Below are 11,225 nucleotides of genomic sequence, written 5' to 3' on the forward strand. Positions count from 1 at the left end.
TGACTTTGTGAATGTTCTAAAACTTATCTTACATTAACAGTATTACCACAACCAGAGTTAGCAGTATATACTTTTGTTTTTGATGATCTATAAGAATAAGTACTTCCTTTAATAGTTTCAATCATTATATAAGCATCTTGATCACAGTTCCAAGATGCAGTTCCGCCCGCTCTTATTTCTGTACCTTTATTAGCACTACCACTAGTACCTACATAAATTGTCTTACTACCTTTATTTCGAAGTGTTACAGAATTTTGAGCTTTTGCTGCTTGGTAATTTGCTTCATTTCTTTTAATTCTTCTTTGTAAATCTTGGTGTTCTGGTGTTGCTCTTACAGAATCATTATATCTTTTTATATCTTCTATTACTTTCTTTTTAGCATTTATAAGGTTTTTATCACTCATTTTTTGCTTATCAGTTCTACCATCTTGCTTAACTTTCATAGCAACTAAATAATCTGTAATCATTTTATTTAAATTCTTACCTTCTAAATCTTTATGCTCTGGTCCAAAATTACGAGATGTAGACTTACCTAACCCTCCCTTTTTTAGAGCTTTCATTTTCTGAAAAAAAGACATTTTTTTCTTTTTCTTATTCTTTTTTGGAGTTATTTTAGTTGTCTCCTCTTTTAATACTCCTTCTTTTATTTTAATATATACGTCATCAATACTACTAAAAGATGTTCCGTCTTTAGAAATACCATTTAGCGTAAAAATATAATCTCCAATTGCTACAATTCCATCTTTTTGATATTTATGTCTAATAACACTCTCATAAGGATAGCCATTGTATTCATAATATCCACTTGCAACATTATATGCTTCAGATTTTTTTCCTTTTTTTCACCTTCTTGAATAATTGCAGATATACTATACCCTTCACCTGTAGATAAATGTTTTAATTCAAATTTTAAAATAAATCGTTTGTCATTAATTTGATAAAAACCATCATTATCTTTATCTGTTACGCTTAAATATTCTTGGTATTTATCATTTTCAGAAATAGTAGTAAATAAGCTGTTTTGGGCATTTACAAAAGTTGCAAATAAAAATGCAATTGCAATAAATAAATTTTTCATTAAGTTTTGTTTAATTATTAGATAACAATAATACGCTGTCATAAATAATAAACTAGAATCTACTTTATGAAATACAAATTGACTTTGTGGATGGTAAATTCAAAAAAATAAGCAAGAAGATATTTAAAATCTCTTTTTAAAAGGCATTGTTAAAATAACTTTAGTTCCTTTAGCAATTTCATTTTCAATTAAATCTTCAATTACATAACCAATATTTTCAGAATACTGTTCTTTGAAAATTTCTAAACGTTTTTTTATAGCTCTTAGTGCAAAAGGTTCGTGATGGCTTCCTTGGCGTTGTCTAATTTCTTCTGCTTTCTTCCTTCCTACACCATTATCTGTAATGGTACATCTTAAAATACTTTCTGTAAAGTCGAAATTAATATGAAGCTCTTTATTACCAGATTTATGCATTAAACCATGCACTAAGGCATTCTCTATAAAAGGCTGTATAATTAAAGACGGAACTTCTAAATATTCATTTTTATCATAATTAATAGAATAGTTAAATAAATCTCCAAAACGAAGTTTCTCTAATTGCAGATATAATTTTAAAAAATCTAACTCTTTTTCAATAGAAATAAAATCTTGACTAGAATAGTTTAAAGTATTTCTAACCAAATTTGCAAACATTACAATATAATCATAAGATGCTTCTGTATCTTCTTTTAAAATTAAATCTTGAATAGAATTTAAAGCATTAAAAATAAAATGTGGATTCATTTGAGAACGAAGAGCTGTTAAATTAATTGACATCAACTCTTTCTCTAAAGAAATTTTTTCTAATTCTGCCAACTTCTCTTTTTCTTCTATCTTTATTTTTCGATTAAAATATATTATAGTACTTCCAAAGAGTAAGACAAAACCTCCTAAAACAAACCACCAAGCTTTCCAAAACGGTTTATTTATTTTAAATTTAATAGATTTAATTTTGTCTTTAGTAACTTCTTTTTCAGAAACAGGCTGCACTTGAAATATATAATTACCAGCAGGTAAACTATTATATTTTACAGAATTAACATGTATATCTGTTGTTAGCCATGTATCATTAAACCCTATTAAACGATACTTGTATCTGTTTTTTTCATTATATAAATAACCGTTTACATTAAAACCTATTTTAATAGCATTCTGATTATAACTTAAATCATAATTAGAAGTTATTAAAGTATCCTTCTCATTAATTTCTACTTCTGTAAAATAAATATTTGGATTTGGGCTTTTAAAAGGTTCTTTTTTGTTGATAGAAAACAAACCCTCATTAGAAGAAAAATAAACCTTATTTTTAAGTATTTCAATACCAGAAACGTCATAAGAAACTATACCATCTCTTTTTGTTAATGTTTGTAGTTCTTTTGTGTTAACATCTAATAATTGAATACTATTTTCTAGAGCAATCCATAATTTATTTTTATCTGCTTTAATAACACCAATATTATTAGATGTTAAACCATTTTTAGTTGAATAATGCTGAATTACACGTTCGTTTTTTATACCATAAATACCATCTTTAAAAGTAGATACCCAAACAATACCATTACTTGTTTCAGTAATAGATTTAACATAAATTGGTTTGCTCTTATAAATAATAGGTTTCGCTTTCCAAAGACTATCATATTGTATTAAATTATCTATATAAGCAATAAAAACAGCTTTTTTTGGTTTATTGTAGTGCGATGCATAAGTTCTTTTTCCTCTTTGAATAGAATCAAATATGTTCTCTTCAAATTGTTCATCTTGTAATATTCTTACACTATTATTAGTGGTAAAAAGCAACTTATTATCATCTATTGAAGTTAAACTTTTTGCTGTAGTAAAATATTTAAAAGTTGAAACTTTTAACGTTTTATTATTTATTGTATAACTATAAAAATCTTTACTTATATAAGTAGTATTATTGTTAACTTGGTATTTTAAAGCAGAAACACGATCGCTCGTTGGTAATTTTATAATATTCAACTTATTTTTAGATACATCATAAAAACCTACATTCCCTTTCGTGTTTCCAAAAACTAATGTGTTATTATTAATACGATCTAAACTAGATATATTCTTATTTTCTTCAGAAATATTAACGTTTTCTATATTTATATTTGGTACAATATAAATACCGTTATTTAATGTTGTAAACCAATAATTATCTTCGGTATCTTTAACTATTTTTGTTATATTTTTATTTTTTAAAAAACGTTTTTGTAATTTAAAAGATTCGTTAATAAGTTCATAAACCCAAATACCAGTTGCTGTTGCAAACCAAACTTCATTGCCTGTTACAAATTGATCATAAATACGTTCGTTTTTTAATTCTTTTATAATATCTAGTTTACTAATTTTATTTTCTGATAATTTAAAATACTGATTTATACCAGATCTTTTTTGTCTAAAAAATAAATTTGACCCTATTTTAAAGATGATTAGTTTATAAATATTTAGTCTTTTTCCTTTTTTATCTCTAGTAGGCAGGTTTACATTTGTTGATACTTTAAATTCGTTTTGAGAATTAATTTTAAAAATAAAATTTGAATTACCAATATACACTTCATCTTCCAACTTAAAAGGCTTACCAAATGTTTGATTTGAATTAGTATAATCAAATTCTACAATCTTTGTTTTTAAATTTATCTTATAAATTTTATACTGTCCTATAATCCATAAATAATTACCTTTTACAATAAAATCTGCTAATTGACCTTTTAACTCTTTACTAAAATCGATAAACAATTCTAATTTATTACCTTGTAAGTAAAAAAACTGACCAGAAACATTATTACACCAAATACGTCCTAAATTATCTTCTTGTAAATTAAAAATAGATGAACTACGTTGTAATTCGTTAGTATATTTTTTATAAGCTTTACCATCATATCTAAAAAGGCCTTTGTCTGCTGCCAACCAAACAAACCCCTTACTATCTTCTATAAGATCATAAAACTCTTTATCTGGTAAACCATTTTTTTCAGAAAAATGTACAAAAACTGGCTCTTGTGCATTAATTAAAAATGTTACACATAATAATATTAATAAACATATTTTTTTAATCAAGAAATAACTATAATTTTATAGGTTAATAATTTTTTCAAAATCTTCTATTCGAGCTCTTGAAATTTTAGATTTCACTTTGTTTTCTTTTGCTAATGTAATAGTTAATTCTGTTTTATTAAAAAAAGTTATGTAATCTAAATTAATAATCCATGCTCTATGAGATCTAAAAAAAGAAATATTTTTAGGCAGAACATCTTCAAAATATTTTAAGTTTTTACTTGTAGTAATAATTTTATTTTCTTTTAAATAAATTTTACTGTAAGCCCCATCAGCTTCCAACGCAATAATATTATCAATATCAACAATTCTCCTATTTCCTAATTCCGGAATTATAATTTTTTTATAATCTTTGTCTTTAATAGATTTTAATAAGGTTTGATAATCAATAAGAGCTGCTTGATTTTTAATTTGATTTTCTAACTTACTTAATGTTAAAGCTAATTTCTTCCTATCAATAGGTTTTACCAAATAATCAATTGCATTTAATTCAAATGCTTTTATAGCATAGTGATCATAAGCAGTAACGAATATAATTTCAAAATCTATCTTTTCAAAGAAATTAACAATCTCATAGCCTGCATAATTTGGCATTTGTACATCTAAAAAAACAACATTGGGTTTCATTTTTTTATTTGCAAAACACCCTCTTCTAAATTATTACAAGTTGCAACAATTTCAATATTAGTAGAAGTTCTTTTTAATAAATTAGTAAGAACATTTCTAGCGCTTTGCTCATCATCAATAAGTATTGCTTTTATTTTAAACATAGTTACAAATATAACAATCAATTACTACTAAAAACCGTAAGACTTTATGAATAGCAAAATGACTTTGTAAAATGAAGATATACTTAAAATTTAAGCCCATTTTGTATTAAAATAAAAAAGCCTTACATAAAATGCAAGGCTTTTGGCGGAGAAAGAGGGATTCGAACCCCCGGACCTGTTACAGTCAACAGTTTTCAAGACTGCCGCATTCGACCGCTCTGCCATTTCTCCAGTGCGTCTCATCAGGTATTCCCTGAATGCGGATGCAAATATATAAAGCTTTTTCATTTTAGAAAATAAAAAAGACATTATTTTTCATTTTTTTGAATATAATTTTAACCAATTCATATCTACTTAATAATCAGACATTATAATTAAAAATTAGTTTTTAGAAATCATTACAAAAGTAATGTTATCTATTTTTCTTGCTAACATGTTTATTATATTTGTCATAACTATTCTAATTATATTATTATGTCGTTTAATTCTTTCGGAAATTTATTAAAAGTAACAACATATGGTGAATCTCATGGTATTGCTATTGGTGGTGTTATAGATGGTTTTCCTGCTGGTTTAGAACTAGATTTTGATGCTATACAAAACGAACTAAATAGACGTAAACCAGGTCAATCCAAAATTGTTACTCAGCGTAAAGAACCAGATACCGTTGAGTTCTTATCTGGTATTTTTGAAGGAAAAACAACAGGTACTTCCATTGGGTTTATTATTAGAAATACAAATCAAAAATCTAAAGATTATAATCATAATACTAATGTTTACAGACCTTCTCATGCAGATTATACATATGATAAAAAATATGGAATAAGAGATTATAGAGGAGGTGGTAGAAGTTCTGCTCGGGAAACTGCAAATTGGGTTGTTGCAGGTGCTTTAGCAAAACAATTAATAAAAAATATGAATATAAATGCATTTACTTCGTCAGTAGGTGATATTTTTATTGATAAGCCTTATCAAGATTTAGACTTTTCAAAAACAGAAAACAATATAGTTAGATGTCCTGATGATAAATCAGCTGAAAAAATGATTTCTAAAATCCAAGAAATAAGAAAATCCGGGGATACAATTGGAGGAACTATAACTTGTGTAGTTCAAAATGTTCCTATAGGATTAGGTGAACCTATATTTCAAAAATTACACGCACAATTAGGTAGTGCGATGTTATCTATAAATGCAGTAAAAGGCTTTGAATTTGGGAGTGGTTTTTGTGGAGCTAAAATGAAAGGTTCAGAACACAATGATATTTTTAATGCTGATGGTACAACTCAATCAAATTTATCTGGTGGAATTCAAGGAGGAATAAGTAACGGTATGGATATTTATTTTAGAGTTGCTTTTAAGCCAGTAGCAACTATTATGAGTTCTCAACAAACTATAAATTCTGAAAGTGAAGTTACAGAAATTACAGGAAAAGGAAGACATGACCCATGTGTAGTTCCTAGAGCTGTTCCAATAGTAGAAGCTATGGCTGCTTTAGTTTTAGCTGATTATTGGTTAATAAATAAAACAAGAAAAATATAATTTATTTAAAAGAAAAATACATTTATAAAAAAAGTGAAACTTATCGTTTCACTTTTTTTATGCTTGCCCAGTAGGACCAAAACTCATTGGAACCTGTGGTTGTCCAGAGTCTTTAATTTCACCATGTTGCTGTTCAAATTTACGAACATTATCTGCTAGGGCTTTTGCTAATCTTTTTGCATGTTGTGGTGTTAAAATAATTCTAGACTTAACTTTTGCCTTAGGTACACCAGGCATAATATTAATAAAATCTACAATAAATTCTGACATAGAATGATTAATAATAGCTAAATTAGAATAAGTACCTTCAGCAATTTCTTGATCTAACTCAATATTTAATTGCCCTTCTTTGTTTTGATTCTCTTCCATAATATCAATAAAATTTATATTTAATTAAAAGCTTAAAGTTAATAAAATAAAAAAAGTTGAATTGAATAATGTAAATAATTTACAATAAACAATTCAACTTTTAAGAATTTTTAACGTTTATACGTTTATTGGAAACTTTGTTCCATCTCGTCTTTTGGTCCAACAATAACTTTATCATAAGATCTCATACCTGTACCTGCTGGAATTTTCTTACCAACAATTACATTTTCTTTCAACCCTTCTAAAGTATCAATTTTACCATTTACAGCCGCTTCATTTAATACTTTTGTAGTCTCCTGGAAAGAAGCTGCAGAAATAAACGATTTAGTTTGTAATGACGCTCTTGTAATACCTTGTAAAACTTGTTCTGCAGTTGCTGGTTTAGCATCTCTTGCAACAACTAAGTTTAAATCATTTCTTCTTAATAAAGAATTCTCATCTCTTAATTGACGTGCAGAAATAATTTGACCTGCAACTAAGTTCTCAGAATCTCCTGCTTCTTCAACAACTTTCATTCCGTAGATAGCATCATTATCCTTAATAAAATCAATTTTATGAATTAACTGGTTCTCTAAGAATAAAGTATCTCCAGAATCTATAATTTTAACTTTACGCATCATTTGACGTACTACAACTTCGAAATGTTTATCATTAATTTTTACACCTTGTAAACGATATACTTCTTGAATTTCGTTTACTAAGTATTCTTGAACTGCAGATGGTCCTTTAATTCTTAAAATATCTGAAGGAGTTGTTGCTCCATCAGAAAGTGGCATACCTGCTTTAATGAAATCATTTTCTTGAACTAAAATTTGATTAGAAAGTTTAACTAAGTACTTTCTTATATCTCCAGTCTTTGTTTCAACAATAATTTCTCTATTACCACGCTTAATTTTACCGAATGACACTACACCATCAATCTCCGAAACTACAGAAGGATTAGAAGGGTTACGTGCTTCAAATAATTCTGTTACACGAGGTAAACCTCCAGTAATATCTCCAGCTTTACCAGATTTTCTAGGTATCTTAACTAAAGTATGTCCAGACTCAACTTTATCTCCATCACTTACCATAAGGTGTGCCCCAACAGGTAAACTATAAGAACGTAAAGCGTTTCCATCAGCATCTTCAATAATTAAAGAAGCTATTAACTTTTTGTTTTTAGAGTCAGTCATTACTTTCTCTTGGAAACCAGTTTGCTCATCAACTTCTACAGAGTAATTAATACCTTGTGTTAAGTTATCAAACTTCACTTTACCTCCAAATTCAGAAACAATAACTCCGTTAAATGGATCCCATTGAACAATAACATCACCTTTCTTGATAGATTTACGTTCTTTATCAAATATGATAGAACCATAAGGAATAATGTTTGTACTTTGAGTAATCCCAGTTTTCTTATCAATAATTTTAATTTCGGCAGTTCTAGAAATAACGATATCTACTTCATTACCATCATTGTCTTTACCAACTACTGTTCGTAAATCTTCAATAACAACTTTACCTTCAAATTTAGCTATTAATTTGTTTTCTTCAGAAATATTACCAGCAACCCCACCAACGTGGAATGTACGTAATGTTAATTGTGTACCAGGTTCTCCAATAGATTGTGCAGCAATTACACCTACAGCTTCTCCAGTTTGCACTTTATTAAGTGTAGATAAACTTTGACCATAACATTTTGCACAAATTCCTTTCGTAGATTCACAAGTTAAAGCAGATCTTACTTGAACAGCATCTATTCCAGAAGCTTCAACCGCATTCGCTAATTTTGAATTAATTGCTTGATTAGCTTCTAACAATAACTCTTCGGTTACGGGATGATAAACATCATTTAAAGAAACTCTACCTTCAATTCTATCTGATAGAGATTCTACAATCTCATCATTTTTCTTTAAAGGAGCTACTTCTAAACCTCTTAATGTACCACAATCTTCTTCATTAATAATAACATCTTGAGAAACATCAACTAATCTACGAGTTAAGTAACCTGCATCAGCTGTTTTTAAAGCCGTATCTGCAAGTCCTTTACGAGCACCGTGAGTAGAAATAAAGTATTCAAGAATTGATAAACCTTCCTTAAAGTTTGAAAGAATCGGATTCTCAATAATTTCTCCACCACCAGCAGTAGATTTCTTAGGTTTTGCCATTAGTCCACGCATACCTGTTAACTGACGAATTTGCTCTTTAGAACCCCTTGCACCAGAATCAAGCATCATGTATACTGAATTGAAACCTTGTTGATCTTCACGTAAACGTTTCATAGATAACTCAGTTAAATCGTTATTGGTTCTACCCCAAATATCAATTACCTGATTGTAACGCTCTTTTTGCGTTAACATACCCATGTTATAATTAGATACAATTACATCCACCTCTTTATTGGCTTCATCAATCATACCTTGCTTTTCTTTAGGAATAATAATATCTCCTAATGAGAATGATAAACCACCTTGGAAGGCAAATTTATATCCCATGTTTTTTATCTCATCTAAGAAATTTCCTGTTGTAGGTATATCTGTAGCTTTTAAAATACCACCGATAATTCCACGTAAGTTTTTCTTAGTTAATACTTCATTAATATAACCAGCAGCAGCAGGAACTTTTTCATTAAATAAAACTCTACCAACAGTAGTTTTAATAATTCTAGTTACTTGCTCTCCATTTTCATCAATATCTTGAGTTCTTACTTTAATCCCAGCATTTAAGTCTACCATTTCTTCGTTAAAAGCAATAGTTACTTCTTCTGGTGAATAGAAAGTTAATCCTTCTCCTTTAATTGGCACTTCTGGAGTAGAAATTCTTTCTTTAGTCATATAGTATAAACCAAGTACCATATCCTGAGAAGGTACAGTTACTGGTGCACCGTTTGCAGGATTTAAAATATTATGAGAAGCTAACATTAAAATTTGTGCTTCTAAAATAGCTTCTGGCCCTAATGGTAAGTGAACAGCCATTTGATCCCCATCAAAATCGGCATTAAATGCAGAACACGCTAATGGGTGTAACTGGATTGCTTTTCCTTCAATTAATTTTGGTTGAAAGGCTTGTATACCTAGTCTGTGTAAAGTAGGAGCCCTGTTTAATAAAACAGGATGACCTTTAATTACATTTTCTAAAATATCCCAAACAACAGGTTCTTTTCTATCTATAATTTTCTTAGCAGATTTAACTGTTTTTACAATTCCTCTTTCAATTAATTTTCTAATTACAAAAGGCTTATAAAGTTCAGCTGCCATATCTTTTGGGATACCACATTCTGACAATCTTAATTCTGGTCCAACAACAATTACGGAACGTGCAGAATAATCAACACGCTTTCCTAATAAATTCTGACGGAAACGTCCTTGTTTACCTTTTAATGAATCTGATAAAGATTTTAAAGGTCTGTTAGATTCAGTTTTTACAGCAGATGATTTACGTGTGTTATCAAATAAAGAATCTACAGATTCTTGTAACATACGTTTTTCATTACGTAAAATAACTTCAGGAGCTTTTATCTCAACCAATCTTTTTAAACGATTGTTTCTAATAATAACTCTTCTATATAAATCATTTAAATCTGAAGTTGCAAAACGTCCTCCATCTAATGGCACTAATGGTCTCAACTCTGGTGGAATTACCGGAACTGCTTTCATTATCATCCATTCAGGATTATTTTCTCTATTTTTTTGAGAATCTTTAAATGCTTCAACAACATTTAACCTTTTTAATGCTTCTGTTTTACGTTGTTTAGACGTTTCAGTATTTGCTTTATGCCTTAATTCAAAAGATAAAGATTCTAAATCTATACGTGCTAATAAATCAATTAAACATTCAGCACCCATTTTTGCAATAAACTTATTTGGGTCTGCATCATCTAAATATTGATTTTCAGCAGGAATAGCATCTAAAATATCTAAATATTCTTCTTCAGTTAAGAAATCCATTTTTTGTAATGGTTCTCCTTCTACATTTTTAGCAATACCTGGCTGAATTACTACATACCTCTCGTAGTAAATAATCATATCTAACTTTTTAGAAGGTAAACCTAAAAGGTACCCCATTTTGTTAGGTAATGATCTAAAGTACCAAATATGAGCAACAGGTACAACTAAGTTGATGTGCCCTACTCTATCTCTACGTACTTTCTTTTCTGTTACTTCTACACCACATCGGTCACAAACGATACCTTTATAGCGAATTCTTTTGTACTTTCCACAAGCACATTCGTAATCCTTTACAGGACCAAAAATACGCTCACAAAATAAACCATCTCTTTCTGGTTTGTGTGTACGGTAATTTATTGTTTCTGGTTTTAAAACTTCACCTTTAGAAATTTCTAAAATAGCTTCTGGTGATGATAAACCAATTGAGATTTTATTAAACTTTTTTACAGTGTACTTCTCTTGTTTTCTTGCCATGTTGATGGATTCGAATTAAAATTGTAA

Annotated in this window: 8 protein-coding genes and 1 tRNA gene; 1 reads left to right on the forward strand and 8 read right to left on the reverse strand. The window is 28.6% G+C overall.

From position 1 onward, the window contains the following. Positions 1-23: 23 nt before the first annotated feature. The 6 genes from N5A56_RS01645 to N5A56_RS01670 all read right to left on the reverse strand — a co-directional run bounded on the left by N5A56_RS01645 (position 24) and on the right by N5A56_RS01670 (position 5,118). Positions 24-560, reverse strand: a complete 537-nt coding sequence (locus N5A56_RS01645) for a hypothetical protein (RefSeq protein ID WP_274270138.1) — start codon at positions 558-560, stop codon at positions 24-26. Between the two features lie 170 nt (positions 561-730). Next, positions 731-1,078 carry a hypothetical protein gene (locus N5A56_RS01650; RefSeq protein WP_265724067.1) on the reverse strand — a complete coding sequence of 116 codons (348 nt, stop codon included), beginning with the start codon at positions 1,076-1,078 and terminating at the stop codon, positions 731-733. A 123-nt stretch (positions 1,079-1,201) separates the two neighbouring features. Further along, positions 1,202-4,120 carry a sensor histidine kinase gene (locus N5A56_RS01655; protein WP_265724066.1) on the reverse strand — a complete coding sequence of 973 codons (2,919 nt, stop codon included), beginning with the start codon at positions 4,118-4,120 and terminating at the stop codon, positions 1,202-1,204. A 15-nt stretch (positions 4,121-4,135) separates the two neighbouring features. Then, positions 4,136-4,744, reverse strand: coding sequence for a LytR/AlgR family response regulator transcription factor (locus tag N5A56_RS01660; protein ID WP_265724065.1), 609 nt, complete (start codon positions 4,742-4,744; stop codon positions 4,136-4,138). Continuing rightward, positions 4,741-4,887, reverse strand: a complete 147-nt coding sequence (locus N5A56_RS01665; RefSeq protein WP_265724064.1) for a hypothetical protein — start codon at positions 4,885-4,887, stop codon at positions 4,741-4,743. Before N5A56_RS01665 ends, N5A56_RS01660 begins: the two co-directional genes overlap by 4 nt. Positions 4,888-5,030: 143 nt before the next feature. Then, positions 5,031-5,118, reverse strand: a tRNA-Ser gene (locus tag N5A56_RS01670). A 243-nt stretch (positions 5,119-5,361) separates the two neighbouring features. On the opposite strand from N5A56_RS01670, the gene aroC reads away from it, so the two are divergent. Then, positions 5,362-6,426 (forward strand): chorismate synthase, encoded by a 1,065-nt coding sequence (aroC, locus tag N5A56_RS01675; protein WP_265724063.1) that lies wholly within the window; start codon positions 5,362-5,364, stop codon positions 6,424-6,426. A gap of 57 nt (positions 6,427-6,483) precedes the next feature. Here the strand turns inward: aroC and N5A56_RS01680 are convergent, their stop codons facing one another. Both N5A56_RS01680 and rpoC read right to left on the reverse strand, forming a co-directional pair. Beyond that, positions 6,484-6,795, reverse strand: coding sequence for a DUF3467 domain-containing protein (locus tag N5A56_RS01680; RefSeq protein WP_265724062.1), 312 nt, complete (start codon positions 6,793-6,795; stop codon positions 6,484-6,486). A gap of 125 nt (positions 6,796-6,920) precedes the next feature. Beyond that, positions 6,921-11,198 carry a DNA-directed RNA polymerase subunit beta' gene (gene rpoC, locus N5A56_RS01685; protein ID WP_265724061.1) on the reverse strand — a complete coding sequence of 1,426 codons (4,278 nt, stop codon included), beginning with the start codon at positions 11,196-11,198 and terminating at the stop codon, positions 6,921-6,923. Positions 11,199-11,225 lie beyond the last annotated feature (27 nt).

Source organism: Polaribacter ponticola (genome assembly GCF_026191475.2).
GTDB lineage: Bacteria > Bacteroidota > Bacteroidia > Flavobacteriales > Flavobacteriaceae > Polaribacter > Polaribacter ponticola.

Excerpts from the sequence above, each read along its gene's own strand:
- N5A56_RS01645 (WP_274270138.1), bottom strand. The coding sequence starts at position 560 with ATGAAAGCTCTAAAAAAGGGAGGGTTAGGTAAGTCTACATCTCGTAAT.
- N5A56_RS01650 (WP_265724067.1), bottom strand. The coding sequence starts at position 1,078 with ATGAAAAATTTATTTATTGCAATTGCATTTTTATTTGCAACTTTTGTA.
- N5A56_RS01660 (WP_265724065.1), bottom strand. The coding sequence starts at position 4,744 with ATGAAACCCAATGTTGTTTTTTTAGATGTACAAATGCCAAATTATGCA.
- N5A56_RS01665 (WP_265724064.1), bottom strand. The coding sequence starts at position 4,887 with ATGTTTAAAATAAAAGCAATACTTATTGATGATGAGCAAAGCGCTAGA.
- aroC (WP_265724063.1), top strand. The coding sequence starts at position 5,362 with ATGTCGTTTAATTCTTTCGGAAATTTATTAAAAGTAACAACATATGGT.
- N5A56_RS01680 (WP_265724062.1), bottom strand. The coding sequence starts at position 6,795 with ATGGAAGAGAATCAAAACAAAGAAGGGCAATTAAATATTGAGTTAGAT.
- rpoC (WP_265724061.1), bottom strand. The coding sequence starts at position 11,198 with ATGGCAAGAAAACAAGAGAAGTACACTGTAAAAAAGTTTAATAAAATC.